Below are 25,267 nucleotides of genomic sequence, written 5' to 3'. Positions count from 1 at the left end.
CCGCACCGCCTCGCCCTCTCCTTCGCGCGTCCTCATCACGATCGGTGCCACGCTCAGCGGGGGACGGGGACGGAGGCGAGGATGGCGTCGATCAGGCCGTCCGCGGTCGCGCCCTCAAGCTCGGCCTCGGGACGCAGCTGGATCCTGTGCCGCAGCGCGGGCCTGGCCAGAGCCTTGACGTCGTCAGGGGTCACGTAGGAACGGCCGGAGAGCCACGCCCAGGCGCGGGCGCCGGCGAGCAGCGCGGTGCCGCCACGCGGTGAGACGCCGAGTTGCAGTGACGGCGACTGGCGGGTGGCCCTGGCGATGTCCACGATGTAGCCGAGCACCTCGGGCCCGGCGTGCACCTGGCTGACGGCCGCGCGTCCCGCGTCCAGGTCCTCGACGGTGGCGACCGCCCTGATGTGGGACAGGTCGCGCGGGTCGAAGCCGAGCGCGTGCCGTTCCAGCACCGCGATCTCCTGGTCGCGGGCGGGCAGCGGCACGGTCAGCTTGAGCAGGAACCGGTCGAGCTGCGCCTCGGGGAGCTGGTAGGTGCCCTCGTACTCGACCGGGTTCTGGGTCGCGGCCACGATGAACGGCTCGGGCAGCGCGCGCGCCCTGCCCTCGACGCTGACCTGGCGCTCCTCCATCGCCTCCAGAAGGGCCGCCTGCGTCTTCGGAGGCGTGCGGTTGATCTCGTCGGCGAGCAGCAGATTGGTGAAGACCGGGCCCTGCCTGAACTCGAACTCCGAGGTCTTCGCGTCGTAGATCAGGGAGCCGGTGACGTCGCCGGGCATCAGGTCCGGGGTGAACTGCACCCGCTTGAAGTCCAGGGAGAGCGCGGCGGACAGCGTCTTGACGAGCAGGGTCTTGGCGACGCCCGGCACGCCTTCGAGCAGCACGTGCCCCCGGCAGAGCAGGGCGATGACCAGCCCGGTCACCACCGCGTCCTGCCCGACCACGGCCTTGGCGACCTCGGCGCGCAGCGCGCTGAGGGCCTCACGCGCCTCACGCGCCCTGTCGGTCCCCGCGACGGGAGGCGCCGGGGGCCCTGGGGGCACAGCGGGCGCCGGGGGCATCGGGGGCGCCGGGGGCCCTGGGGGCACAGCGGGCCCGGCGGGGAAGGAGGCGGGCGGTCCGGGAGGCGGGGCGGGAGGCGCCGCGAAGCCGCCCTGGCCGCCGGGGAAGGGCGTCTGGGGCCCCGGGGACGGCGTGCCGCCCTGACCGCCGTTGTCCGGCGGCGTGCCCGCGGGGTCGCCGCCGGTCCCGGGATCGGGGTATCCGGCGCCCGGCTCGCTGCGCTCGCTCACGACTCTCTGACCTGCCTTTCCAACATGTCAAGGTATGCGGCCACGGCTATCAGCCCGGCCTCGTCCGCCGGCGCCCTGCCGTACAGGGCGGAGCCCACGTAGGCGGCGGGCTGACCGGTCCTTTCTGCGATCGCGCCGACCACGGCTTCGGGGCCCGCCCCCGCGGGCAGTCCGAGCCTGGGGGTCACGCGGTCGACGAAGCCCGTCCTAAGGGCCGAGACGGCCCGGTCACGGGCCCGCCTCGCCCGGTAGAGCCTGGCCCGTCCCTCGACGGTCTCCGCCGCCCTGACCACGACCGGAAGCCGTTCGGTCACCACGGGACCGAGCCTGCGGCCCTGCCAGAGCGCGAGCAGGAGGACCACGACGGCCAGCTGCACGACGGCCCAGACAACCGCGGACGGGATGAGGTCGTACAGGGTCGGCGGTGTGGCGCTCACGGTGGGCGGCGTCTCCGGGGCGACGAGCCAGACCAGCGTGGGCCGCGTTCCGGCCAGGTTCATCGCCAGCGCGGCGTTGCCGTCCTCGGCCAGGCGCAGGTTGCTCATGAACTGGCCGTCGCCGACGACCGTGATCGTACGGCCCGCCTCCTCGTATCTGACCAGGGAGGGGGAGCCGTCCGCCGGGTAGCAGCCGGTCGCCCACGAGGGGGCGGTGAAGGTCGTCCCGCCCAGGTAGGCGCTGCCCGCCCTGACCGCGGCGGGCAGCGCGCAGCGCGGCTCGCGCGAGCGCGCCCGTGTCTCCGGGCCGGGGCTCACACCGGGTGCCAGCCGGCCGAGGTACGGCTGGGCGCCGACCACCAGCCGGTCCGCGGGCGTCGAGGCCAGCTGGTCGGCCTCCTCCTCGGTGAGGAAGGAGGTGTCGCCGAGCAGCAGCATGCTGCCGCCGGGGGCCTTCGGGGTCCCGGCGGCCTCGACGGCCTCGGTCACGGAGGTGACCCTGACGACCCGGACACCCTCGGCCCGCAGCAGCTGCGCCAGGCCCCTCGCCCCGGACAGCGAGGTGCTCTCCGGGTCGAGCGGCTTGCCTTCGCTCTGGCCGCCGCCGAGCAGCACCCCGCCGACGGCCACCAGCACGACCAGGAGGGCGATCGACAGGGCGCCCCTACCGCCGCGCCACAGGCTCCGCGCGGTCGGCGAGGTCGGCGTCGGCCCGAGGGCGTTCACGGGGGCCAGGCCCGTCTGGGAGCTCACGGGACGGCCACCTTGGAGGTTTCCGGGGAGGCTTCCTGGGCGAACACGGGCCGGGCGGTGCGCAGGCGCTCGTCGAGGTCGCGCATGACCTCGTAGGCGGCGGCGGTCCCCGGCACCTCGCCGTAGGTCACGTCGTCGAAGATCCGCGCGGCGGCGGCCAGGTCGGCGGCCAGGCCGGGCAGCGCGCGCCCCGCCTCGACGGCCAGCTCGTCGGCGGTACGGCCGGGCATCGAGTCGATGACGACGCGGTCCTCCAGGTCCCTGGCCACGGCCCTGAGCCGTTCGCGGATCGCCTCGGCCCACTGCTCCCGCGCGGCCAGGTGCTCGGCCGCCTGCCGGTGCTCGGCCGCGCTGCGGCGGCCGTCGCCGAAGACGCCCTCCCGCCTGGTGGAGCCGCGCCCGGCCGTCCTGCGGGCGACCAGGAAGACCGCGGCGAGCGCGGCCAGGACGATCACGCCCAGGACGATCCACGCGATCACGCTGCCCACGGTGCCCGCCGCCTCCTGGTCGAGCAGGTCGCCGAGGAACTGGTTGACGACCCGCATGACGCGGTCGACGACGTTCTCCTTGGCGTACTCGGCCTTGAGCAGCTCACGGATCGCCTCACCCGCCGCCCGCCCGCGATCGGTGTCGACGGGGACCGTGAGAGCCGACGCCGTCAGCGGCCCGGCCACGGGGCTCCCTGGCCCGGCTGCCCGGGGGTGGCGGAGGAACTCCACAGGTCGTCGGCGGAGGCGTGCACCCACCCCTGGCGCTGCTGCTCGATGGCCGCGGTCTGCAGCACCAGGTCGAAGGCCTCTGCGCGCATCCTGCGGTCGGCGTAGAGCAGGCCGTACACCCCGGCCTGGAACGGGTAGGTGATCATCGCTCCGACGGTCCCGCCGATCGCGAGGAGGATCGCGAGGAGGATCTGCACGCCCGTCCCGCCCGAGACGAGAATGCCGACGAAGGCAGCGGCGAAGGAGAACGGGACGGAGATCACCAGGCCGACCAGGCCCGCGAGGATGCTCGTGAGCAGCAGGATGCCGAACAGCCGCCAGAAACTGCCCTGGGTCAGCCGCCACGACCTGCTCAGCGAGGCCATGACGCCCGTCTTCTCCAGCACCGCGGCGGGTGCCGCGAGCACGAGCCGGGTGGTGATGAAGGCGGCGTAGACCATGTAGAGGATCATCACCAGCACCATGACCAGCACGAACGCCCCGAGGTCGATGCCGGAGACGGCGGTCGCGTACAGCAGCCCCACGACCGCGGCCAGCGGCAGCAGCAGGATGCCCGCCTCGATGGCGACCAGCCCGAACAGGGTGGGCACCCGTCCCCTGGTCAGCCGCCACGCCTCACCGGTGGTGATCTTCCCGCCGAAGACGGCGCGGCCGAGGATGCGGGTCAGCACGCCGCTGAGCAGGGTCACCGCGACGAACTGCACGGCGTAGGAGATGAGGGAGCCGCCGTAGTCGGCGAGGAAGTCGGTCTGCCCCGTGGTCTCCAGCGCCGTGGGGTCGTTGTTCCTGAAGGCGTCGCCGATCCTGCCGAAGGTCAGGGCCTGGCCGATCGCGACCGGGATGGCGCCGAGCGCGGCGGCGATCGCGGACAGGCCGAGCACGGCCTTGGGGTTGGAGCGGATCAGCTTGATCGCGCCGTCGATGACGTCGCCCACGCCGAGGGGGCGCAGCGGGATGATCCCGGGCCGCAACGCCGGGGGCGGCTGCTGGTAGCCGTACGGAGGCGGGGGGTAGCCCTGCCCCGGATGCGGCTGTCCCGGCGGGTACGGCTGCCCCTGGTACGGCTGCTGCCCGGGGTGATGCCCGGGGTGCTGCTGGTACGGCGGAGGCGGGGAGGAGGGCGGCTGCTGCTGCCCGTGCTGCTGCCCGTACTGTGGCGGGGGCTGGGACGGCGACGGTCCGCCGGGCCCCGATCCGGGCGCGGCCCACGGCGTTCCCTGGGCGTCGCCGTACGGCGGGGGCTGGTTGGACGCCCAGCCGGGTGGGGTGTCGGGAGTGGAGCCGTGTCCGTCTGACATATCCCAATCCTGACATGTGGCCCCACTGCTTGGGCTGCTCGGGAGATCACGGCGAGGTTTCACCGCCCGGGGTGGCCGGGTCCGTCCCAGGGATGGCCGAGACGGTGTCGTTTACCTCAGACTGGGACCGTGACCGTCGCCGATCCGGTGCCCGAGGGCGCCGTGGCCGGAGGTGGCCACGTGGGGGGCTTACGCCGCGTGGGGGTGCTACTACGCGCTTTACGTCGTGTGCGCCTAAAATTCGGCATTCGGATGTCTGGTGGTCAGACTGTGTCATCCGGTGGTCCGGCGAGGGTAATCTTCGACAGCCGTGCCGTTTACCCCAAAAACTCCCAAACTGCGTAAAACGAATGAGGGGCCATGAAAGGACGCGTGCTGGTCGTCGACGACGACGCCGCTCTCGCCGAGATGCTCGGCATCGTGCTACGCGGGGAGGGCTTCGAGCCTTCCTTCGTCTCCGATGGGGACAAGGCGCTGGACGCGTTCCGTGACACCCGCCCGGATCTGGTGCTGCTGGATCTGATGCTTCCCGGGGCCGACGGCATCGACGTGTGCCGGCGCATCCGCGCCGAGTCCGGCGTGCCGATCGTCATGCTGACGGCCAAGAGCGACACCATCGACGTCGTCCTCGGTCTGGAGTCCGGCGCCGACGACTACATCGTCAAGCCGTTCAAGCCCAAGGAACTGGTCGCCAGGGTCCGCGCGCGGCTACGCCGCACGGACGAGCCGACGCCGGAGATCCTGCAGATCGGCGACATCACCATCGACGTCGCCGGTCACTCGGTCAAGCGTGAAGAGGAGACCATCAACCTCACCCCGCTTGAGTTCGACCTGCTGGTCGCCCTGGCCCGCAAGCCGCGCCAGGTCTTCACCAGGGAGGTGCTGCTCGAACAGGTCTGGGGCTACCGTCACGCGGCCGACACCCGCCTGGTCAACGTGCACGTCCAGCGGCTCCGCGCCAAGATCGAGAAGGATCCCGAGCACCCCGAGATCGTGGTGACCGTGCGCGGCGTCGGCTACAAGGCCGGTCCGGCCTAGGCCTGCGGCCTCCCCGGGACTCCCGAGATGCCCACCCAGAAGAGGCGCCGCCGTACCCTCCCGCAGATCGTCAGGGGGGGACGGCGCAGGGCACGGCGCGCGGTGGGCGGCGTGCGCAGGGTCTGGCGGCGCTCCCTGCAACTGCACGTGGTCACCAGCACGATGGTCATCTCCATCGTGGTCGTCGCCGTGCTCGGCGTCTTCCTCATGCAGTCGATCAGCGCGACCATCCTGGGGGCCAGGGACCGCGCGGCGCGCAGCGAGGCGCAGGCCGACCGCAAGGCGGTGCTCGTCTACCTGAACCAGCAGGACGGCGACGCCTCGAAGCAGTCGACCGACCCCGGCCAGGGGGCGCAGCAGGGCGAGGACAGCCCGCTCGGCCGGGCGCTGGCGGCGCTGGCGGCGCGGGCGGGACCCGCGGTGAGATATTCGGTGATCGTCCGCAATGAGAACCGGCCGGGCGAGTTCTACGGCACCACGAACATCGACCCGGCGAGCATCCCTCCCAAGCTGCGCGAGGAGGTGCTCAGGAAGCCCGCGGACGAGGACAGCACCCAGTACTGGAACCTGCGCTACATGGGCAGGCCCGAGCCGGTGCGCGGTCTGGTGATCGGCACCCGGCTCGACACCTACGGCACCGGCCTGGACGACGGCTACGAGATCTACCACCTGATCCCGCTTGAGGAGGAGGAGAAGAACCTCACCTCGGTCAGGCAGATGCTCATCCTGGTCGGCGTCGCCCTGGTCCTGCTGCTCGCGGCCATCGCCTCACTGGTGACCCGCCAGGTCGTCACCCCCGTACGGCTGGCCCGCCAGGCGGCCGAACGGCTGGCGAACGGGCACCTCGACGAGCGCCTGAAGGTCAGGGGGGAGGACGACCTAGCCCGCCTGGCCGCCTCCTTCAACGAGATGGCCACCACCCTGGCGCTGAAGATCCACCAGCTGGAGGAGCTCTCCCACGTCCAGCGGCAGTTCGTCTCCGACGTCTCGCACGAGCTGCGCACCCCGCTGACCACCGTGCGGATGGCCGCCGACCTGCTCTACGACGCCCGCGAGGACTTCGACCCGATGGCCGCGCGCTCGGCCGAGCTGATGCAGAACCAGCTGAACCGGTTCGAGTCGATGCTCGCCGACCTGCTGGAGATCAGCCGCTACGACGCGGGCGCCGCCGAGCTGGACATCGAGCCGGTGGACATCAGGGACGTGGTGCTGCGCGCGGTCGCCGACTCCGAGGCACTGGCCGAACGCCACTCGACCCGCTTCGACCTGCGGCTGCCCGGTGACCCCTGCATGGCCGAGATGGACAGCCGCCGGGTCGAGCGCATCCTGCGCAACCTGCTGTTCAACGCGATCGAGCACGGCGAGGGCCGCGACATCGTCGTCTCCGTCGGGGCCGACCGCGACGCGGTCGCGGTGGCCGTACGGGACCACGGGGTCGGCCTGAAACCGGGGGAGGAGAACATGGTCTTCGACCGGTTCTGGCGGGCCGACCCCTCCCGGGCGCGGACCATCGGCGGCACCGGCCTCGGCCTGGCGATCTCCCGCGAGGACGCCATGCTGCACGGCGGCTGGCTTCAGGCGTGGGGAGTACCGGGGGAGGGCTCGCAGTTCAGGCTCTCGCTGCCCAGGGTCGCCGGGGCGCCGCTGCGGGGCTCACCGCTGCCGCTGGTGCCGCCGGAGGTGGAGATGCGGCGCACGTGGCGGGGACAGATGACGCCGGTGCTCTCTCCGGCGGTGGCCGACGGGGGGCGCGATGCCGACTAGGACTCTCAGGGCCCGCGCGGGGGTGACGGCCCTGGTGGCCACGCTGGCCTGCGGGCTGGCCTCCTGCTCGGTCATCCCCGTCGGGATGCACTCGACCGTGGGGGAGAACGGCCACAAGGGCAACCCGCTCGGCGACCCGTACGCGCGGGTGATCGCGGTGGCGCCGAGCGCCGACTGGTCGGCGGCCGACGTCGTCAACGGGTTCAAGGCCGCCATGGCGAGCGTGGACGACCCCGGGCGTGAGGTGGCGCGCAAGTACCTCACCGACTCCTTCGCCAGGACCTGGAACCCGCAGAGCGGGGTCACGGTCTACCGGCAGGGCGAGCCCCCGGTCGTGCAGGTCGGGGAGGGGGAGAAGGACACCCGGGTGACCCTCAAGGGGACCGTCACGGCGCTCATCGACCAGGACGGCCGCTACCGGCCGAGCGGCGGACCGCTGAACGAGCCCTTCGTCCTGGTCAAGGGGGCCGGCGGCTGGCGGATCGACAGCGCGCCCCCGGGGTTGTTGCTGTCGGAGGCCGACGCCGAGCGCGCCTACCTCAAGGTCGACCTCTACTTCCTCGACGCCGAGGAGAAGGGCCTGGTGATCGACCAGGTCAGGGTGCCGATCGACCCCGCCTCCAACTTCGCGAAGACGACCGTGGAACGGCTGCTGCGGGGACCGAGCAGCTCACTCAAGGGCGCGGTGCGCTCGGCGTTCGACGGCACCAGGCTCATCGACGTCACCACCGAGGACAACCGCGTCGTGGTCGACCTGACCAACCGGGTCGCCCCCGACCTCGTCGGGCCGATGACGGCCCAGCTCGCCGGGACGCTCGCCGCGCTGACCAAGGGCGGCTGGGGCTTCGAGGTCAGGGTCAGGGGCGAGCCGTACTACACCGACAACCCGCTCACCGTCGACGCCCAGGAGCAGACGAGGTTCGACCCCTGGATGGCGCCCGGCGAGATCTACCCCTACTACGTGGCCGACGACGCGCTGTGGCTGCTGGGCAAGGACAACACCGGTCAGCCCGTGCTGGGCAAGGCGGGGGAGAAGGACGGCACGAGAACCGACATGGCGATCAGTGCCCACGCCCAGGTGGCGGCCCTCTCCCACAACGGCACGGCGCTGTCGGTCGCGCCGCTGGCCACCGGTGGCGAGTGGCGGCAGTGGGCGACGGGGCGCTCGCTGGCCCCGCCGTGCTGGGACCGCTACCAGACGCTGTGGACGGTCGAGCGCCCCGACGACCACACCTCCCGGGTCATCCGCATCCGCGACGGGCAGCGGTACGCGGTCTCGGCCCCCGACCTGGACACCGTCCACGTCAGCCTGCTCAAGGTCGCGCGGGACGGCGTGCACGTCGCGGTCGTCGTGCGGGACGGCACCGGCGAGCAGGTCAAGGTCGGCACGGTGATCGGCAGGGGCGGCGCGACCCGCATCACGAACCTGCAGGTCGTGGTGCCGGTCGAGGACAAGCAGAAGATCAGGGACATCGCCTGGAAGGACGGCAAGACCCTCTACGTCCTGACCGACAAGTCCGACCTGCTTGAGGTCTCGCTCACCGGAGAGTCGAAGTCGCTGCCCTCCAACACGGGCATCCAGAACATCACCGCCCTGGACGGCTCCCTGCTGGCCGGAGCGGTCGACGACGACGGCAAGCGGCAGATCCTCTACTGGACCTCCTCCAAGTGGGAGCCCCGGGTCAAGAACGAGAACGGCAGGACGGACTTCGCCGAGCAGGGACCGGCCTTCCCCGCCTACCCCCTGGACTGAGGCGCGGCTCGTCGGTGGTTTGTCGGTGGTTTGTCGGTGGTTTGTCGGTGGTGCCTGGCACGGTTGGTTCCGTGCCGACCGCTCTGCTCGACCTGGTCCTGCCCGCGCGCTGTGCCGGATGCGGCGCGGCGGACGCCCTCGTGTGTCCCCGCTGCGCCGCGCTGCTGCACGGCGAGCCCGAGCGCAGGACACCCGACCCGTCCCCGCCCGGCCTGCCCGAGTGCTGGTCGGCCGCCGACTACTCCGGGGCCGTCCGGCGCGCCCTGCTCGCCTACAAGGAGCACGGCCGTACGGCGCTGGCCGCCCCGCTCGCGGGCGCACTGGCGCTGGCGGTCGCCGCGGGGGCGGGCGGGCGGCCCGTCGTCCTCGTCCCGGTGCCCAGCGCGCGCTCGGCGGGCAGGCGGCGCGGGCACGATCCGGTGAACCGGCTCGCCACGCTGGCGGCGGCCTACCTCCGCTCGGCGGGGTGGCCCGCGACGGTGGAGAGACTGCTCCTGCAACGCCGCCGTGTCGCCGACCAGGCGGGGCTGAGTTCGTCGCAGAGGGCCGCGAACCTCTCCGGGGCATTCAGGGTTGCGGCCGGCCGGAACGGCCCCGTGCCGGGATTCTGGGGTGGCCCAGGGGCGGTTGTGCTGGTCGACGACATCGTCACCACCGGAGCGACCCTGGCGGAGGCCGCCAGGGCGCTGGGCGCGGCCGGGATCACGGCGCGTCTGGCCGCGACGGTCGCCGCGACACGCCGGTGGGAGCGACCCCGCGATCGTCACCGAGGGTGAGCGGGCAGGGGAACGGGCCTGTCACCACGGCGTCGGATCTCCCTGTCCCAGGCGGAAGTTCGCCGCTGATGGATGGATATGGGAAGTGTCCATATATGGGTATATCGCCTGATCCTGCGGGACCCTCCGACGGGAGGCCTTCCCTGGAGATCACACAACGTGAGGTTCGGGCGGTCTCCCAGGCTGACATTCGGCCCCGATGCGGATAGCGTCTGTGCCATGGCACCCGCTCGGGTCCGTGGTTGCGCCGGACCGACTCCCTCTGGGGGGCCGGCCTGGCTAGCCGATGCCAGCCGCAGGCTAAACGGTCCACGTAAGACGACTTTTCGTCGGTCGATCACGGTGCGGCTTAGAGGTAAGTCCTGCCTTCCCGAGGAGCCAGATGTTCCTCGCCAGAAGAGAAGGGCATGTAGTGGCAAAGAGCTGCGAAACCCTCAGCAGGCGGATGTGGGGACGAAGACCAGGTCGGCCGAGCGGGTGCCGCTGTACCACCGTCGAGGTTCGAAGGGGGGCTGTGCATGGAAATCATCGTCAAGGGTCGGCACACCGGAGTGAGTGACCGATTCCGAGACCACGTGACAACCAAGCTGGCCAAGATCGAGCGTCTGGACCACAAGCTCATCAGCGTTGATGTGGAGGTGACCAGGGAGACCAACGAGCGGATCAACGGATCGCGCGAGCGGGTCGAGCTGACCATCCACTCGCGGGGCCCGGCCGTCCGCGCCGAGGCCGCCGCAGACGACCGCTTCGCCGCCCTCGACATCGCCATCGGCAAGCTTGAGGGAAGGCTCAGGCGCCTGGCCGACCGACGCAAGGTCCACCACGGCAACCACTGCCCTCCCTCCGTCGCCGAGCTGACCGCGACCGCCACCGCGCTCGCGGAGTCCGCCGAGGCCGACACCGTGCGGGCGGACACCGGTTCCCTCAACGGGACCCGCAGGCGTGAGGACGACGCCGATCACTCCGAGGACAAGGCCATCGTCCCGATCGAGATGGACGGCGACGGCCCGCTGGTGGTGCGGGAGAAGCACCACCAGGCCGAGCCGATGACCGTCGACCAGGCCCTCCTGGAGATGGAGCTGGTCGGACACGACTTCTACCTGTTCCGTGACAAGGAGAGCGGGCAGCCGAGCGTCGTGTACCTCCGGCAAGGCTACAACTACGGCGTGCTGCGGCTCGTCGAATCCTGACGGTCGCGTTCGAAGATCCTCTCCGACCAACCCTAGGACCTGAAACCCGTGTAATCATGGCGGTCCAACGGCTCTGGCCCCCCGAGGAGGAGGCGTGACGGAACCCGACGAAGCGACCCGCCCTGCCAGGCGAGGCGACCCGATCCGCGTGCTGATCGTCGACGATCACGCGCTGATCCGCCGAAGTCTGGAGATGGCGCTGAGCGCGGAGACGGACATCGAGGTGGTGGGTGAGGCGAGCGACGGGCAGGAGGCGATCGAGCTCGCCGACCGTCTCACCCCGGACGTCATGCTCATGGACGTCCGTATGCCGCGCAGGAGCGGTATCGAGGCCGCCCGTGAGATCAAGGCCTCGGTGCCGAGCACGCGGATCATCATGCTCACGGTGAGCGACGAGGAGGAGGACCTCTTCGACGCGATCAAGGCGGGTGCCACCGGCTACCTGCTGAAGAACGTGCAGCTCGACGAGGTCCCCGAGGCCGTGCGCGGCGTTCACGAAGGGCAGTCGCTGATCAATCCGGCCATGGCCGCGAAGCTGATCACCGAGTTCGCCAACATGAGCCGCAAGGAGGCGGAGCGTCCCCCCCAGCTCCCGGTCCCGAGGCTGACGGACCGGGAGATGGAGGTGCTCCGCCTGGTCGCGAAGGGCATGAACAACCGCGAGATCGCCAAGCAGTTGTTCATCTCGGAGAACACCGTGAAGAACCACGTCCGCAACATCCTGGACAAGCTGCAACTCCACTCCAGGATGGAGGCCGTGGTCTACGCGGTCCGAGAACGGATGCTGGAGATCACCTGACGGCCGGTTCCGGCCGGGTCCCACGGGAACCGGCCGGAACCCCGGCCCGAGCGCTCAGCGCATCAGGGCCTCGAACAACGGCGCGGCGAGCCGGGGATCGACACGGTCGACCCGCACGTCGTCGCAGCCGACCCAGCTCGCGGCCTCCCACAGGGCCTCGGCCATCCCCTGGGCGGCCCTGCGCGGGCTGACGCCCTCCTCGACGCCGACCTGCCGCGCGACCAGCGTCGTCCCCTGGCGGGCCGGGTCGATCCTGCCGATCAGACGGCCGCCGGAGAGCACCGGCATGGTGAAGTAACCGTGGACGCGCTTGTCCTTGGGGACGTAGGCCTCAAGCCGGTGGTTGAAGCCGAAGACCCTGGCGGTGCGGGCGCGGTCCCAGACGAGGGAGTCGAACGGCGAGAGCGGAGCCGTGCGGTGGCGTCCCTTCGGCTCGGTCTCCAGGGCCACGGGGTCGGCCCACGCGTTCACCGAGCGCTCGGGCCAGCCGGGGACGCGCACGGGCGTGAGCCCCGCCGAGCCGTCGAGCAGCGCGGCGTCGAGCAGCGCCGCCTCCGGGGCACGAAGCCGGAGGAAGTCAACCAGGTCGGCGCGGGTCGCCACCCCCAGCGCGCGGCCCGCGACCGTGGCGAGACGGGTGACGCACTCGGCGTCGGAGAGGTCCTCGGCCAGCAGGTGGGCGGGCACCGCCCGCTCGGCCAGCTCGTAGACACGCCGCCATCCGGTACGGCGGGTGCACACGACCTCGCCCACGTTGAGCAGCCACTCGATGGCGATCTTGGTGTCCGACCGGTCCCACCAGCCGCCGCCCTTCCTGCTGCCGCCGATGTCGGCGACCGTGACGGGGCCGGCCTCGCGGACCTGGTCGAGCACCTTGTCCATGGTCGCGGGAATGTCGTCCCTGCGGTGCTTCCAGGAGCGCATGTGCCTCCTGCGGAAGGCGTACAGCGGCCAGTCCTCGATCGGCAGGACGCAGGCGGCGTGGCACCAGTACTCGAAGGCGCGGGCGGGCTCGTCCCAGTAGGCCCGCTCGATCTCCGCCCTGCCGACGGCGCCGAGACGGGCGTAGGCGATCAGCTCGTGGGAGCGGGCCAGGACGGAGATCGTGTCGAGCTGGACCGCGCCGAGGCGGCGCAGGGTGGCGGCGACGCCCGCGCGCCGGGCGTCGGCCCCCAGGAACCCCTGGGCGTGCAGGATGATCCGGCGGGCCTCGTCCGGGGAGAGGGCGAGCGTCATGGCCGGATGGCGGGGAGAGAACACGTCAGCATGGCCCAGAGGCTAGCGCGCCACACCGACGAAAATGCTACGCCGGTGTCATCAGGGACTTCGGGGCCCGGGCGCGACGCGCCGTACGGCCTGACTCATCGTCATACAACTCTGCAAAGCGACATACCCTTTAAAGTGAGCACTAGCCTCTATGAATAGGGTGCCGGGAACTCCGCGGACACGAAGAGCGTCTTTCAGGTGGCTGTGTCGGGTGGTGGAACCGCCTACGATGGCAGCGGAGAACCATGACTCGTCCTCATCCGGAGCCGTCCGGCCACGGAAGACCTGCGAGGAGCCTTACCTAAAGTGCCAGCCTTTCTCGATAAGATTCTTCGCGCAGGCGAAGGCAAGCTTCTGCGTAAGCTCAAGCGGATCGCCGACCAGGTCAACTCCATCGAGGACGACTTCATCGGCCTGAGCGATGCGGAGCTGCGCGCCCTCACCGCGGAGTACAAGCAGCGTCACGCCGACGGCGAGTCCCTCGACGACCTGCTGCCCGAGGCCTTCGCCACCGTTCGCGAGGCCTCCAAGCGTGTCCTGGGCAAGCGCCACTTCGACGTGCAGATCATGGGCGGGGCCAACCTGCACATGGGCAACATCTCCGAGATGCGCACCGGTGAGGGCAAGACCCTGACCTGTACGCTCCCGGCGTACCTCAACGCCATCTCGGGCAAGGGCGTCCACGTCATCACGGTCAACGACTACCTGGCCAAGCGTGACGCCGACGAGATGGGGCGCATCCACCGCTTCCTCGGTCTTGAGGTCGGGGTGATCCTGGCGAACATGCCGCCGGATGAGCGCCGCAAGCAGTACAACTGCGACATCACCTACGGGACGAACAACGAGTTCGGCTTCGACTACCTGCGCGACAACATGGCCTGGTCGCTGGAGGAGTGCGTCCAGCGCGGCCACAACTTCGCCATCGTCGACGAGGTCGACTCGATCCTCATCGACGAGGCCAGGACGCCGCTGATCATCTCGGGTCCCGGTGAGCAGTCGGGCAAGTGGTACTCCGAGTTCGCCAAGATCGTGCCCAGGCTCCGCAGGGGCACCGAGGGCAAGGACGGCGAGGAGAACACCGGCGACTACTCCGTCGACGAGAAGAAGCGCACCGTCGGCATCTTCGAGTCCGGTGTGGAGAAGGTCGAGGACTGGCTCGGCATCGACAACCTCTACAAGCCCGAGCACACCCACCTGGTCGGCTTCCTCAACAACGCGTTGAAGGCCAAGGAGCTCTACAAGAAGGACAAGGACTACATCGTCGTCGACGGCGAGGTCCTGATCGTCGACGAGTTCACCGGTCGAGTCCTGCACGGCCGCCGCTACAACGAGGGCATGCACCAGGCCATCGAGGCCAAGGAGGGCGTGAAGATCAAGGACGAGAACCAGACTCTCGCCACGATCACGCTCCAGAACTACTTCCGCCTCTACGCCACGCTGTCCGGCATGACCGGAACGGCGACCACCGAGGCCAACGAGTTCCACCAGACCTACAAGCTCGGCGTCGTCCCGATCCCGACGAACCGGCCGATGATCCGCAAGGACCAGGCCGACGTGGTCTACAAGACCGAGGACGCCAAGTTCCTGGCCTGTGTCGAGGACATCAAGGAGCGCTACGAGCGCGGCCAGCCGGTCCTCGTCGGCACCACCAGCGTCGCCAAGTCCGAGCGCCTGTCCAGGGAGCTCAAGCGCAAGGGCGTCAAGCACGAGGTCCTCAACGCCAAGAACCACGCGCGTGAGGCGTCGATCGTCGCGGAGGCGGGCCGCAAGCACGCCGTGACCGTCGCGACCAACATGGCCGGTCGAGGCACCGACATCATGCTCGGCGGCAACCCCGACTTCCGCGCCGACCTGGAGCTGCGCGGCCGGGGCCTGGACCCCGTCGAGACTCCGGAGGAGTACGACAAGGCCTGGGGCGAGGCGCTGGAGAAGGCCAAGGAGGCCGTCCAGGCCGAGCACGAGGAGGTCACCGGGCTCGGCGGCCTCTACGTGCTGGGCACCGAGCGCCACGAGTCGCGGCGTATCGACAACCAGCTGCGCGGTCGTTCCGGCCGTCAGGGCGACCCGGGCGAGTCGCGCTTCTACCTCTCGCTTGAGGACGACCTCATGCGCCTGTTCAACTCGGCCAGGGTCGAGATGATCATGACGCGGCTGAACATCCCGGACGACGTCCCGATCGAGTCGGGCATCGTCTCCAAGGCCATCGCCTCCGCCCAGCACCAGGTCGAGCAGCAGAACTTCGAGATCCGCAAGAACGTTCTGAAGTACGACGAGGTCATGAACCGGCAGCGCAAGGTGATCTACGCCGAGCGTCGCCGCGTGCTTGAGGGCGCCGACCTTCAGGAGCAGATCCGCACCTTCGTCAACGACGTGATCGATGAGTACGTCGGCGGCGCGACCGCGGAGGGCTTCGCCGAGGAGTGGGACCTCGACAAGCTGTGGAAGGCGCTCGGCCAGCTCTACCCGATCACCCTCGGCCTGGACGACCTCCTTGAGGAGGTCGGCGGCCGTGAGGAGCTCACCGCGGAAGTCCTCGCCGAGAAGGTCAAGGCCGACGCGACGGCGGCCTACGACCGCCGCGAGGAGGAGCTCGGCGCCGAGACCATGCGGGAGCTGGAGCGCAGGGTCATCCTGTCGGTCCTCGACCGCAAGTGGCGTGAGCACCTCTACGAGATGGACTATCTCCAGGAGGGCATCGGCCTGCGCGCGATGGCCCAGCGCGACCCGCTGATCGAGTACCAGCGCGAGGGCTTCGAGATGTTCTCCCAGATGCTCGACGGCATCAAGGAGGAGTCGGTCGGTTACCTGTTCAACCTTGAGGTCGAGGTCCAGACCAACCCGATCGTCGAGGAGCAGGAGGAGCACGAGGACGAGGCGATCGCCGAGACCCGCTCCATCATCGCCCGGGGCCTGCGTGGTCCGCAGCGCCCGGCCGAGCTCGAATACTCCGCGCCCGGCGAGAGCGGCGACGTCGAGCACACCAGGGTCAGCACCAAGGCCGAGCGCGACGCCTACGGCAACGTCGAGCGCAACGCCCCCTGCCCCTGTGGTTCCGGCAAGAAGTACAAGCGCTGCCACGGCGACCCCAGGAACGCCGAGGTCTGATCCATCCGCTTCACAGGGCCCGTACGATCCCGTACGGGCCCTGTGGGCTTTCTCCCTGGAGAAGGGCCGCGAGGCGGCAGGCGGCTCTCCGGGGCTCTCAGGGGGCCGTCTCGACGTCCGTGCACAGCCAGCGGGCGCCCACGCGCTCAAGCCGCAGCGCCAGCACCCGTGACCGGTCACCGCAGTGCACCAGGACGCACATCTCCACCACCCCGTCACGCGGCTGGGACACGTGGGGGACACCGGTCCGCGGGGGCCGCGCGCACCGCATGACCCTCCCGCTGCGCGCCAGTTCGTTGCCGGCCCTGCCGGTGAGGTGGGAGGCGACGCTGGAGGGGGGCCTCAGGCCCGCCAGGACCTCGGCGACGGCCTGGCACAGGGCCCGCAGCCGCCTCCCCTCGGGGACCGCGGGTGGTGGCCCCGGTGGCCCGGCCGTTCCCGTCTCGTGGTCGAGGGCGAGGGCGAGCGCGCCCTGGACGTACGGCGGCGCGGCGGCGGCCTTCGGGGAGGGCCGCTCGTCGTCGTAGAGCGGCTCCACGGTGGAGGAGGACGCGACGCGGGGGAGGTGCGAGGGGCGCGGCATGCTGGCTCCGGTTTCTCCTGCGAGGGGCTGACACAGCTAGGAGTTTCCGGTCCTGCCGCCGAATACGTGGCACGCCAGCTTTCCGGCGTCCGGTGGTGTTTCCTCCGTGAAGGGCCTGGAAAGGGCGTGGCGAATCACCCGAAGCTGGAGCGGTGCCCTGCGGTTCCGGCGTCCGGGCCGTTCCTTCCACGGACGACCGGAACGGGTCACGGCGAGGCGGCGGGGGCCTCCTCGGGCTCACGGCCAGGGGTCGCCAGGTTCAGCCTTCTGATCAGCACGGTGAACAGCAGGTAGTAGACGACGAAGTAGACCAGGCCGAAGCCGATGATCAGGGCGAGTTCGTGGGTGTTGGACTTGCCCGCGTTGAGAAGCATGTCGATGGCGCCGCCGGAGAAGGTGAACCCCAGCCTGGCCCCGAACTCGGCCATCAGGGCCATCGAGATCCCGGTGAGCACCGCGTGCACCGCGAACAGCGTGGGAGCGACGAAGATGAAGGCGAATTCGAGCGGTTCGGTGATGCCGGTCACGAACGAGGTGAGACCGGCCGAGAGCATGATGCCGCCCACGACGCCCCGCTTCTCCTTCGGGGCCGCGCGCCACATCGCGATGGCCGCGCCGAGCAGGCCGAACATCATGACCGGGAAGAAGCCGGTCATGAAGATCCCGGCGCCCTGCTCGCCCGCGAAGTAGCAGTTCAGGTCGCCCGCGGCGTTCTTGGTCGCGCCCTGGACCCCGGCGTGGCACTCGGGCAGGGTGAACCAGACGATCGTGTTCAGGAAGTGGTGCAGGCCGATCGGGATGAGCAGCCGGTTGGCCACGCCGTACAGTCCGGCGCCCGCGGTGCCGTGGGCGGCGAGCCAGTCGCCCACGCCCGCGAGCCAGTCGCCCACGGGCCGCCAGAGCAGGCCGAAGACGACGCCGAGGACGAGCGCGGAGACGGCGGTGACGATGGGGACGAACCTGCGCCCGCCGAAGAAGGCGAGCCAGGCGGGCAGTTTGATCCGGTAGTACCGCTCCCAGAGCAGGGCGGCGACGATGCCGATGACGATGCCCCCCAGGACCCCGGTCGGGTTCTGGACGCCGAGGTTGAGCGCGGGCACGGGCCGTCCGTCAGGGCCCACGACGGTCAGCGCCACCTTCTTGTAGACCTGGGAGGCCGGGGCCGAGGTGAAGAACAGCGTCCTGCTGACCCGGTCGAAGACGAGGTAGCCGACGAGCGCGGCGAGCGCGGTCGAGCCGTCGGCCTTGCGGGCGAACCCGATCGCCACGCCGATCGCGAACAGCAGCGGCAGGTTGTCGAACAGCGCGCCACCGGCCGCCGCGAAGACGCCCGCGACCTGGTCGAGGAAGAGGTTGTCCGTCCGCCCGAGCATGTCCTCCTGGCCGAACCTGAACAGCAGTCCGGCGGCGGGCAGCACCGCGATGGGCATCATGAGCGAGCGCCCGACGCGCTGCAGGATCGCCAGAGCCGACGCCCACCCCGAAGGGCCGCGCTCCACGGCCGCCGTGCCCATTGCCGGTCCCCCTGCCTGTCGATGGCGGGGGATGTCTGGTATCTACCACCGGGCGCGGCGGATACACGGCCTCAGGGCCGCTCAGCCTTCCGTTCTGCGGGGTACGGCCTCGGCGGGTTCGGGGGTCTCAGCGGGGGGCTCAGCGGGTTCGGGGAGTTGCTCGGGCGCCGCGGGGGAGCCGGACTCGGTGTCGGCCTCCGGCTCCCGGCCCGGCGTCATGATGTTCAGCTTCCTGATCAGGAAGCTGAACACGACGTAGTAGATCACCGCGTAGACCAGGCCCATCACGATGATGATCGGGATGCCCTCGGCGTTGGGGGCGGTGCCGTACAGGACGAGGTCGATCAGGCCGGAGGAGAAGCTGAAGGCGAGCTTGGCGCCCAGGGCCGAGGCGACCGCCAGGGAGATGCCGGTCAGGACGATGTGGACCACGAACAGGACCGGGGCGACGAAGACGAAGGCGAACTCGATCGGCTCGGTGATCCCGGTCAGGAAGGCGGTGAGGGCCGCGGAGACCATGATCGAGCCGACCGCGTTGCGGCGGTGCGGCGGCGCGGCCCGCCAGATGGCCAGGGCCGCGGCGGGCAGGCCGAACATCAGCACCGGGTACAGGCCCGCCTCGAAGCCGCCGAAGCCCGGGGCGCCGTTGTTGAAGCAGATCAGGTCCCCGGCGAGCCGCTTGCCGTTGACCACGCAGTCGGGGACCTGCGTCCAGACCACGTTGTTGACGATGTGGTGCAGCCCGAGGGGCAGCAGCGCCCGGTTGAACATGCCGTAGATCCCGGCGCCCGCGACGCTGTGGGCGGCGAGCCAGTTGCCGAACACGCTCATCAGGTTGCCGATGACCGGCCAGACGAAGCCGAACAGGACACCGATGATCAGACCGGCGAAGGCGGTGATGATCGGCACCAGGCGGCGTCCGCTGAAGAAGGCCAGCCAGGTCGGCAGTTTGGTCCGGTAGAACCGCTGCCACAGCGTCGCCGAGACCAGGCCCATCACGATGCCGCCGAGCACCCGGGTCGGGTTCTCCGCGCCGAGGTTGAGCACCACGTCGGGGACGCCCGGATGGGCCGGGTTGAAGAGCTTCTTGGAGATCGTGTCCTTCAGGGCGGGGTCGAACAGGTCGAAGAAGATGGTCATGCTGACCGCGTGGAAGACGAGGTAGCCCACGAGTGCGGCGAGCGCGGTCGAGCCGTCGGCCTTGCGGGCGAATCCGATCGCCACGCCGACGGCGAACAGCAGCGCCAGGTTGTCGAAGAGGGTCTGGCCCGCGGTGCCGATCACGTGGGCGATGTCGTCGAGCAGGACGTTGTCCGTACGGCCGATGAGGTCGTCGTAGCCGAGCCGCTGCAGCAGTCCCGCGGCGGGCAGGATCGCGATCGGCAGCATGAGGGAGCGTCCCAGGCGCTGGAGCACGCTCATCACGGCGGACCCGGCCGAGGGCGGGGCGGGAGGGCGTCCCGCGTCCGCTGAGGGGGAACTCATCGGACTTTCCTCCAGGGGGGTGGGGATCGCGAGGAGGTCAGGTGCGGCGTGCCGGGGTCTCCAGGACCGTGCGGAGCTGGTAGCGGTCGGCTCGGTAGGTGGAGACCCCGAGCTCGGCGCAGACGTTCCCGGCGAAGGAACGCCGCTGGAGCAGCAGCACGGCGCCGCCACGTGGCAGTTTCAGCAGGTCGGCGTCTCCGGGATCGGCGATTCCGCCGTCGATGGTCAGCTCACCTGCGTCGAGGATCAGACCGTACCGGCTTTCGAGCAGGGCGTACAGGGACCGGCCCGTCAGGTCGTGGGCGTCGAGGTCGGGGGCGAGGGACACCGGGATGTGGGCCCGCTCGATGCACATGGGCTCGTCGGCAGCGGTGCGCAGCCGCTCGATGAAGTGGACCTCGTCTCCGGGGTGGATGCCGAGTTCCCTGGCCAGGTGCGCGCTGGCCCTGACGATCCTGCGGTCGAGGTCGCGTGATCCCGGTTCCATGCCGCGGGCGCGCATCTCGTCGCTGAAGGAGGTCAGTCTGAGGGCCATCTCGATCTTGGGGCGGGCGACGAAGGTGCCCTTGCCCGCGACGCGCTGCAGCCTGCCCTCGGAGACCAGGTGGTCGACCGCCTGCCGTACGGTCATGCGGGACAGCTCGAAGCGCTGGCAGAGCTCGCGTTCGGACGGGATCGCCGCGCCGATCGGCAGCTCGTTGTTCTCGATCAGGTCAAGCAGGATCTCGCGAAGCTGGAAGTACTTGGGGACAGGGCTGTCCGGATCGATCTGGGCCACGAGATCCTCCCCTCTCGATCTGAGAAGTACGGATGAGTTATGGTTCGTACTGGTCTAGTCCGGACTAGACCACAGGCCGGAAAAGGGTGTCAATGTGCGGACCGGCGACGGATCGATAACGGCCCGATCTCCGTCCGTCCGACCGAAGGATGAGCGCGAGATGACGACCAAGATGCGCAGCGAGATCGCTGAGCAGCCCGCCGCTTTGCGAGCCACGCTGGACGCCCTCCTCCCCAGGGTCGAGGAGGTGGAACGGCTCGCGGGACAGACTCGCCAGCTGCTGTTCATCGCCCGCGGTACCTCCGACAATGCCGCAGTCTACGGCCGTTACCTCGCCGAGGCGCACGCGGGCCGCCTGTCGACCCTCGCCGCGCCGTCGATCGCCACCACCTACCGGCGCAAGCTCGACCTCGACGGGGTGCTCGCGGTCGCCCTCTCCCAGTCCGGCAGGACCGAGGAGATCGTCGAGACCCTCGCCTGGGCCAAGGACTGCGGTGCCAGCACCGTGGCCATCACCAACGGCGGCGAGCAGAGCCCCCTCGCCCAGGCCGCCGACCTGGCCCTGTGCACGCTCGCCGGTGAGGAGAAGGCCGTCCCGGCGACCAAGACCTACACCACCCAGCTCGCCGCGCTGGCCGTGCTCGGACTCGGTCTCGGCGCCGACGTCGACGCCGCCGACCTGCAGCGGGTCCCGGACGCGGTGGAGAAGCTGATCGCCGAGCCCGGCGACCTGGACGCGATCGTCGAGGGCCTGGCGGACAAGCCCGGCGTCGTGGTCTCCGGCCGGGGCCTGGCCTTCTCCACCGCCCTCGAACTGGCCCTGAAGCTCAAGGAGGCCTGCTACCTGCACGCCATGGGCCTGTCGTACGCCGACCTGCTGCACGGCCCGATCGCCGTGGTCGACGAGGACACCCCCGCCCTCCTGGTCGCCGCGGGCGAGGGCCCCACCCTGGCCGGGACCGTCGCGCTCGCCGAGCGGGTCACCGGGGCGGGCGCCTCCGCCTTCACCGTCGGCGGAGGCACCGCGCTCGCCGCGGCCGGCACCGCCGCGCTCAACGGCCCCGACCTCCCCGAGTGGGTCGCCCCCCTCGGCCTCATCGTCCCCGGCCAGCTGCTGACCGAGGCCCTGGCGCGCAGGCTCGGCATCGACCCCGACGCCCCCAGGGGTCTCAACAAGGTGACCCAGACGGACTGATCGTCTCGGGTCGTTTAGCCTGGTCAGAGACCGATGACGACTGGAGGACGACATGGCGGCTGACGCCCACGCGATCATCGCGGGACTGGGTGGCGCGGAGAACATCATCGAGATCGAGCCGTGCATCACCCGCCTGCGCACCGAGGTGCACGACGCCGCCAAGGTCGACCAGGCGGCTCTGCGGGCGGCGGGCGCGCACGGAGTGATGGCCGCGGGCAACATCGTCCAGGTGGTGGTCGGCCCCGAGGCCGACACCATCGCCAGCGACATCGAGGACATCATCGGCTAGGAGACGCCGGGCCGTCCTCTCACCCTCACCGGTGGGGGGACGGCGTGGGGCGCCAAGGGGGTGTGATGACCACCGTGCTTGCCCCGGTCGCGGGAGCGGCTCTCGCTCTGCGGGCCGTACCCGACCCGGTGTTCTCGCAGGGCCTCGTCGGGCCCGGGCTGGCGATCGAGCCGTTGAGGGAGCCGGGCCGGGCGGTCGCTCCCATCGCCGGTAAGATCGTGAAGCTCCACCCGCACGCCTTCGTCGTCGTCGGCGACGACGGCAGAGGGGTCCTGGTCCATCTGGGTATCGACACCGTCCAGCTCAGAGGTGAGGGTTTCGAGGTGCTCGCGTCGGAGGGTGACAGGGTGGAGGCGGGGCAGCCCGTGGTCGCCTGGAACCCCGCTGAGGTCGAGGCGGGCGGACGCTGTCCGGTCTGCCCCGTCGTGGCGCTGGACGCCGTCACGGAGGCCGTCACCAGGATCGCCGACGGTCCGGTGCGCACAGGAGACGAGCTCTTCGTGTGGACGTGAGCCCTTCCCCGGGGTGTGAGCCCTTCGCGCGGCAGTGGGGCCCGCGAAGACCACGACGATCTCTAGCGGGGACGACCATGGATGCTGCGTTGTTCGACCTGGACGGCACGCTCATCAACTCCGAGCGGCGGAGCCAGGCCATGTGGGCCATGTTGTTCGACAGGCACGGGGTCGGCCACGACCGCGACGCGTTACGCGGATTCATCGGGCGGCGGGGGCGTGACGTCCTGGCCGAGCGGACCGATCTCTTCCCCGGCGTCGCGATCGACGACCTGCTCGCCGAGGTCCGCTCCTTCCACGACCACCCGGGACTGCCCGAGGTCACCCAGGTTCCCGGCGCCGCCGACCTGATGCGCAGGGCCGCCGAGTACGGCGCGCGGATCGCCGTCGTCACCTCGGCCCACCCGGACTGGGCGGACAAGAGGCTCGCCGAGGCCGGGGTGAGCGACCTCGTGCTGACCGTCGTCTCCTCCCGGGACGTGACCGTCGGCAAACCCGACCCCGAGGGGTTCCTGCTGGCCGCGGAGCGGCTGGCCGTCGAACCCGCGCGGTGCGTCGTCTTCGAGGATTCGATCGCGGGGATTGCGGCGGCCAAGGCGGCGGGTATGACATGCGTGGGGATAGCGACGACCCACGAGGGCTCCGAGCTGGCCGAGGCGGACCTTGTGGTCACCGACCTGACGACGGTCGACTGGCCTCCATCCACCATTCGATGATCCGGGCGGTCTAGACCGCCCGGTCGACCCTGCAGGAGGAGCACGTGGCCCAGCGCCAAGTCACCGTTGAGTCCGAGGTCGGCCTGCACGCCCGCCCCGCCGCGACGTTCGTGCAGACCGCGGCCAAGGCGTCCCTTGAGGTGACCGTCGCCAAGAAGGGCGGGGAGCCGGTGAACGCCAAGAGCATCCTCGCGGTCCTCTCCCTCGACGTCCGGCAGGGGGACACCGTGGTGATCGAGGCGGAGGGCGAGGGGGCCGACGAGCTGCTGGACGAGCTCGCACTCATCGCATCGGCTCCATGAACGCGCTCACGGGGGTCGGCGTGAGCCCGGGTGTCGGATCCGGGCCCGGATACGTCCTTTCACGCGAGGTCCCCGTGCCGGACGCCGACGCCCGTCACGACGGTGACGCCGAGGCCGAGCGCGCCAGGGCCGCCCGCGCCCTCGAACGGGTCGCCGCCGACCTGGAGGAGCGGGGGGCCAGGGCGGGGGGCCAGGCCCAGGAGATCCTCAAGGCCCAGGCGCTGATGGCGCGCGACCCGGGGCTGGCCGTCGGGGTCGCCGGGCTGATCGACGCCGGGATGAACGCGTCGAGGGCCGTCTACGAGGGGTTCGGCGGATACCGCGAGATGATCGTCGGCGCCGGGGGATACCTCGGTGAGCGCGCGGCCGACCTGGACGACGTGCGGGACAGGGTCGTCGCCCTCCTTGAGGGACTGCCCGCCCCGGGGCTGCCCGCGCCCGGTGTCCGGCCGTACGTGCTGCTGGCCCGTGACCTGGCGCCCGCGGACACGGCGGCGCTGTCCAGGGAGGTGGTCGCGGCGTTCGTCACCGAGCAGGGCGGGCCGACCAGCCACACCGCGATCCTCGCCAGGGCCATGGGCGTGCCGGCCGTGGTCGCCTGCCCGGGGGCGGCCTCCGTCGCCGCGGGGACCGAGGTGCTCGTCGACGGCTTCTCCGGCCTCGTACGGCTCGACCCCTCCCCGGAGGAGGTGGAGACCGTGGCGAGGGCCGCGGCGGCGAGGCAGGCCGTGCTCGCGGCGGCCACCGGCCCCGGGGCCACCGCGGACGGTCATCCGGTGCCGCTGCTGGCCAACGTCGGCGGGCCGCGTGACGTGGAGGGGGCGTTGCGGCACGGCGCCGAGGGGGTCGGGCTCTACCGCACCGAGTTCCTCTTCCTCGACAGGACGGCGCCGCCCTCGGAGGAGGAGCAGGTCGCCGCCTATCTCGGGGTGCTCGACGCCTTCCCCGGCGGGCGGGTCGTGGTGCGCACACTCGACGCGGGGGCGGACAAGCCGCTGGCCTTCCTGCCGCCGCCCGGCAAGGAGCCCAACCCGGCGCTGGGCCAGCGCGGTCTGCGGCTCTTCCAGCGGTACCCGGAGATCATGGAGACCCAGCTCAGGGCGCTGGCCAGGGCGGCCGCGCGGTCTTCGGCCAAGCTCCAGGTGATGGCCCCGATGGTGGCGACCAGGCAGGAGGCCGCCTGGTACGTGGCGGCGTGCAAGGAGGCCGGGATCGCCTCGGCCGGGGTGATGATCGAGATCCCCTCGGCGGCCCTGCGCTCCGGTGACCTGGCGGCCGAGGCGGACTTCTTCTCCATCGGCACCAACGACCTTGCCCAGTACACCCTGGCCGCGGACCGGGAGGTCGGGGGACTCGGCATGCTGCACGACCCCTGGCAGCCCGCGCTGCTCGACCTGGTCCTCGCGGCCGTCAACGGCGCCGCCGAGCGCGGCAGGTCCTGCGGGGTCTGCGGGGAGGCCGCCGGGGACCCGGCCCTGGCCTGTGTGCTGGTCGGGATGGGCGTCACCTCACTGTCGATGGCGCCGACCGCGCTGCCCGCCGTACGGGCGGCTCTGTCGCTGCACACGCGGGAGCGGTGCGTGCTGGCCGCGCAGGCCGCGCTGGCGGCCTCCAGTCCGTCGGACGCCAGGGCCGCGGCCCGCGCCCACCTGCCGGAACTGGCCGGACTCGCCCTCTGAGGTCTTTTCCGTAACGGGGAGGCG

22 protein-coding genes are annotated in these 25,267 nt (G+C 70.9%); 13 read left to right on the top strand and 9 right to left on the bottom strand.

The annotated features are described in order from the left end of the window. Positions 1 to 53: 53 nt before the first annotated feature. The 4 genes from ABZ463_RS03205 to ABZ463_RS03190 form a co-directional block, all read right to left on the bottom strand. Positions 54 to 1,061 carry a MoxR family ATPase gene (locus ABZ463_RS03205; protein ID WP_362773270.1) on the bottom strand — a complete coding sequence of 336 codons (1,008 nt, stop codon included), beginning with the start codon at positions 1,059 to 1,061 and terminating at the stop codon, positions 54 to 56. 227 nt (positions 1,062 to 1,288) lie between these two features. After that, positions 1,289 to 2,482, bottom strand: a complete 1,194-nt coding sequence (locus ABZ463_RS03200) for a DUF4350 domain-containing protein (protein WP_362772420.1) — start codon at positions 2,480 to 2,482, stop codon at positions 1,289 to 1,291. After that, positions 2,479 to 3,156: a DUF4129 domain-containing protein gene (locus ABZ463_RS03195; RefSeq protein ID WP_362772417.1), complete on the bottom strand. Its 678-nt coding sequence runs from the start codon at positions 3,154 to 3,156 to the stop codon at positions 2,479 to 2,481. The genes ABZ463_RS03200 and ABZ463_RS03195 overlap by 4 nt, the downstream gene beginning before the upstream one ends. Beyond that, complete coding sequence (locus ABZ463_RS03190; RefSeq protein WP_362772414.1) at positions 3,141 to 4,499, bottom strand: glycerophosphoryl diester phosphodiesterase membrane domain-containing protein; 1,359 nt, start codon at positions 4,497 to 4,499, stop codon at positions 3,141 to 3,143. Before ABZ463_RS03190 ends, ABZ463_RS03195 begins: the two co-directional genes overlap by 16 nt. Positions 4,500 to 4,859: 360 nt before the next feature. Here ABZ463_RS03190 and mtrA point away from each other — a divergent pair, with 360 nt between their 5' ends. The 6 genes from mtrA (at position 4,860) to ABZ463_RS03160 (ending at position 11,819) form a co-directional block, all read left to right on the top strand. Next, entirely contained in the window at positions 4,860 to 5,537 is a 678-nt protein-coding gene (mtrA, locus tag ABZ463_RS03185) for an MtrAB system response regulator MtrA (protein WP_030907316.1), read from the top strand. Between the two features lie 27 nt (positions 5,538 to 5,564). Beyond that, positions 5,565 to 7,301, top strand: a complete 1,737-nt coding sequence (gene mtrB, locus ABZ463_RS03180; RefSeq protein WP_352009850.1) for an MtrAB system histidine kinase MtrB — start codon at positions 5,565 to 5,567, stop codon at positions 7,299 to 7,301. Next, the gene (locus tag ABZ463_RS03175; protein WP_362772410.1) at positions 7,291 to 9,054 is read left to right on the top strand and encodes an LpqB family beta-propeller domain-containing protein; all 1,764 of its coding nucleotides are present in this window, start codon (positions 7,291 to 7,293) and stop codon (positions 9,052 to 9,054) included. Before mtrB ends, ABZ463_RS03175 begins: the two co-directional genes overlap by 11 nt. Positions 9,055 to 9,125: 71 nt before the next feature. Beyond that, positions 9,126 to 9,830, top strand: a complete 705-nt coding sequence (locus tag ABZ463_RS03170; protein WP_362772407.1) for a phosphoribosyltransferase family protein — start codon at positions 9,126 to 9,128, stop codon at positions 9,828 to 9,830. A 518-nt stretch (positions 9,831 to 10,348) separates the two neighbouring features. After that, positions 10,349 to 11,020 carry a ribosome-associated translation inhibitor RaiA gene (raiA, locus tag ABZ463_RS03165; RefSeq protein ID WP_352009847.1) on the top strand — a complete coding sequence of 224 codons (672 nt, stop codon included), beginning with the start codon at positions 10,349 to 10,351 and terminating at the stop codon, positions 11,018 to 11,020. A 94-nt stretch (positions 11,021 to 11,114) separates the two neighbouring features. Then, on the top strand, positions 11,115 to 11,819 hold the full coding sequence (locus tag ABZ463_RS03160) for a response regulator transcription factor (protein ID WP_184713016.1): 705 nt from the start codon (positions 11,115 to 11,117) through the stop codon (positions 11,817 to 11,819). 54 nt (positions 11,820 to 11,873) lie between these two features. Here ABZ463_RS03160 and ABZ463_RS03155 read toward each other — a convergent pair whose 3' ends face one another. After that, positions 11,874 to 13,055: a crosslink repair DNA glycosylase YcaQ family protein gene (locus ABZ463_RS03155; RefSeq protein WP_362772402.1), complete on the bottom strand. Its 1,182-nt coding sequence runs from the start codon at positions 13,053 to 13,055 to the stop codon at positions 11,874 to 11,876. A gap of 336 nt (positions 13,056 to 13,391) precedes the next feature. Between ABZ463_RS03155 and secA the strand changes: the two genes are divergently transcribed. Then, complete coding sequence (gene secA / locus ABZ463_RS03150; protein ID WP_352009845.1) at positions 13,392 to 16,190, top strand: preprotein translocase subunit SecA; 2,799 nt, start codon at positions 13,392 to 13,394, stop codon at positions 16,188 to 16,190. A gap of 97 nt (positions 16,191 to 16,287) precedes the next feature. Here secA and ABZ463_RS03145 read toward each other — a convergent pair whose 3' ends face one another. From ABZ463_RS03145 to ABZ463_RS03130, 4 genes are all read right to left on the bottom strand, one after another. After that, positions 16,288 to 16,773, bottom strand: a complete 486-nt coding sequence (locus tag ABZ463_RS03145) for an Rv3235 family protein (protein ID WP_352009844.1) — start codon at positions 16,771 to 16,773, stop codon at positions 16,288 to 16,290. Between the two features lie 206 nt (positions 16,774 to 16,979). Next, a complete protein-coding gene (locus ABZ463_RS03140) occupies positions 16,980 to 18,287 on the bottom strand; it encodes a PTS transporter subunit EIIC (RefSeq protein ID WP_352009843.1) in 1,308 nt (435 codons plus the stop codon). An 81-nt stretch (positions 18,288 to 18,368) separates the two neighbouring features. Then, positions 18,369 to 19,772 carry a PTS transporter subunit EIIC gene (locus tag ABZ463_RS03135; protein ID WP_352009842.1) on the bottom strand — a complete coding sequence of 468 codons (1,404 nt, stop codon included), beginning with the start codon at positions 19,770 to 19,772 and terminating at the stop codon, positions 18,369 to 18,371. 37 nt (positions 19,773 to 19,809) lie between these two features. Then, positions 19,810 to 20,550, bottom strand: coding sequence for a GntR family transcriptional regulator (locus ABZ463_RS03130; protein WP_352009841.1), 741 nt, complete (start codon positions 20,548 to 20,550; stop codon positions 19,810 to 19,812). Between the two features lie 160 nt (positions 20,551 to 20,710). Between ABZ463_RS03130 and ABZ463_RS03125 the strand changes: the two genes are divergently transcribed. From ABZ463_RS03125 to ptsP, 6 genes are all read left to right on the top strand, one after another. Beyond that, complete coding sequence (locus tag ABZ463_RS03125; RefSeq protein WP_352009840.1) at positions 20,711 to 21,745, top strand: SIS domain-containing protein; 1,035 nt, start codon at positions 20,711 to 20,713, stop codon at positions 21,743 to 21,745. A gap of 52 nt (positions 21,746 to 21,797) precedes the next feature. Next, complete coding sequence (locus tag ABZ463_RS03120) at positions 21,798 to 22,034, top strand: PTS glucose/sucrose transporter subunit IIB (RefSeq protein WP_352009839.1); 237 nt, start codon at positions 21,798 to 21,800, stop codon at positions 22,032 to 22,034. Between the two features lie 65 nt (positions 22,035 to 22,099). After that, on the top strand, positions 22,100 to 22,546 hold the full coding sequence (locus tag ABZ463_RS03115; protein WP_352009838.1) for a PTS glucose transporter subunit IIA: 447 nt from the start codon (positions 22,100 to 22,102) through the stop codon (positions 22,544 to 22,546). Between the two features lie 77 nt (positions 22,547 to 22,623). Continuing rightward, entirely contained in the window at positions 22,624 to 23,262 is a 639-nt protein-coding gene (locus tag ABZ463_RS03110) for an HAD family phosphatase (protein ID WP_352009837.1), read from the top strand. A gap of 44 nt (positions 23,263 to 23,306) precedes the next feature. Continuing rightward, positions 23,307 to 23,564: an HPr family phosphocarrier protein gene (locus ABZ463_RS03105; RefSeq protein ID WP_352009836.1), complete on the top strand. Its 258-nt coding sequence runs from the start codon at positions 23,307 to 23,309 to the stop codon at positions 23,562 to 23,564. After that, positions 23,561 to 25,243 carry a phosphoenolpyruvate--protein phosphotransferase gene (gene ptsP / locus ABZ463_RS03100; RefSeq protein WP_352009835.1) on the top strand — a complete coding sequence of 561 codons (1,683 nt, stop codon included), beginning with the start codon at positions 23,561 to 23,563 and terminating at the stop codon, positions 25,241 to 25,243. The genes ABZ463_RS03105 and ptsP overlap by 4 nt, the downstream gene beginning before the upstream one ends. Positions 25,244 to 25,267 lie beyond the last annotated feature (24 nt).

Origin of the sequence: Streptosporangium sp. NPDC020145, assembly GCF_040631275.1 — a bacterium.
Classification (GTDB): Bacteria; Actinomycetota; Actinomycetes; order Streptosporangiales; family Streptosporangiaceae; genus Streptosporangium.
This window is presented reverse-complemented; position numbering and strand designations above follow the sequence as displayed.

What these genes read in the sequence shown, in the direction of transcription:
- ABZ463_RS03205 (WP_362773270.1), bottom strand. Translation starts at nt 1,061, where the DNA reads ATGCCCCCGGCGCCCGCTGTGCCCCCAGGGCCCCCGGCGCCTCCCGTC.
- ABZ463_RS03190 (WP_362772414.1), bottom strand. Translation starts at nt 4,499, where the DNA reads ATGTCAGACGGACACGGCTCCACTCCCGACACCCCACCCGGCTGGGCG.
- mtrA (WP_030907316.1), top strand. Translation starts at nt 4,860, where the DNA reads ATGAAAGGACGCGTGCTGGTCGTCGACGACGACGCCGCTCTCGCCGAG.
- mtrB (WP_352009850.1), top strand. Translation starts at nt 5,565, where the DNA reads ATGCCCACCCAGAAGAGGCGCCGCCGTACCCTCCCGCAGATCGTCAGG.
- ABZ463_RS03175 (WP_362772410.1), top strand. Translation starts at nt 7,291, where the DNA reads ATGCCGACTAGGACTCTCAGGGCCCGCGCGGGGGTGACGGCCCTGGTG.
- raiA (WP_352009847.1), top strand. Translation starts at nt 10,349, where the DNA reads ATGGAAATCATCGTCAAGGGTCGGCACACCGGAGTGAGTGACCGATTC.
- ABZ463_RS03155 (WP_362772402.1), bottom strand. Translation starts at nt 13,055, where the DNA reads ATGACGCTCGCCCTCTCCCCGGACGAGGCCCGCCGGATCATCCTGCAC.
- ABZ463_RS03145 (WP_352009844.1), bottom strand. Translation starts at nt 16,773, where the DNA reads ATGCCGCGCCCCTCGCACCTCCCCCGCGTCGCGTCCTCCTCCACCGTG.
- ABZ463_RS03140 (WP_352009843.1), bottom strand. Translation starts at nt 18,287, where the DNA reads ATGGGCACGGCGGCCGTGGAGCGCGGCCCTTCGGGGTGGGCGTCGGCT.
- ABZ463_RS03135 (WP_352009842.1), bottom strand. Translation starts at nt 19,772, where the DNA reads ATGAGTTCCCCCTCAGCGGACGCGGGACGCCCTCCCGCCCCGCCCTCG.
- ABZ463_RS03125 (WP_352009840.1), top strand. Translation starts at nt 20,711, where the DNA reads ATGACGACCAAGATGCGCAGCGAGATCGCTGAGCAGCCCGCCGCTTTG.
- ABZ463_RS03120 (WP_352009839.1), top strand. Translation starts at nt 21,798, where the DNA reads ATGGCGGCTGACGCCCACGCGATCATCGCGGGACTGGGTGGCGCGGAG.
- ABZ463_RS03115 (WP_352009838.1), top strand. Translation starts at nt 22,100, where the DNA reads ATGACCACCGTGCTTGCCCCGGTCGCGGGAGCGGCTCTCGCTCTGCGG.
- ABZ463_RS03110 (WP_352009837.1), top strand. Translation starts at nt 22,624, where the DNA reads ATGGATGCTGCGTTGTTCGACCTGGACGGCACGCTCATCAACTCCGAG.
- ptsP (WP_352009835.1), top strand. Translation starts at nt 23,561, where the DNA reads ATGAACGCGCTCACGGGGGTCGGCGTGAGCCCGGGTGTCGGATCCGGG.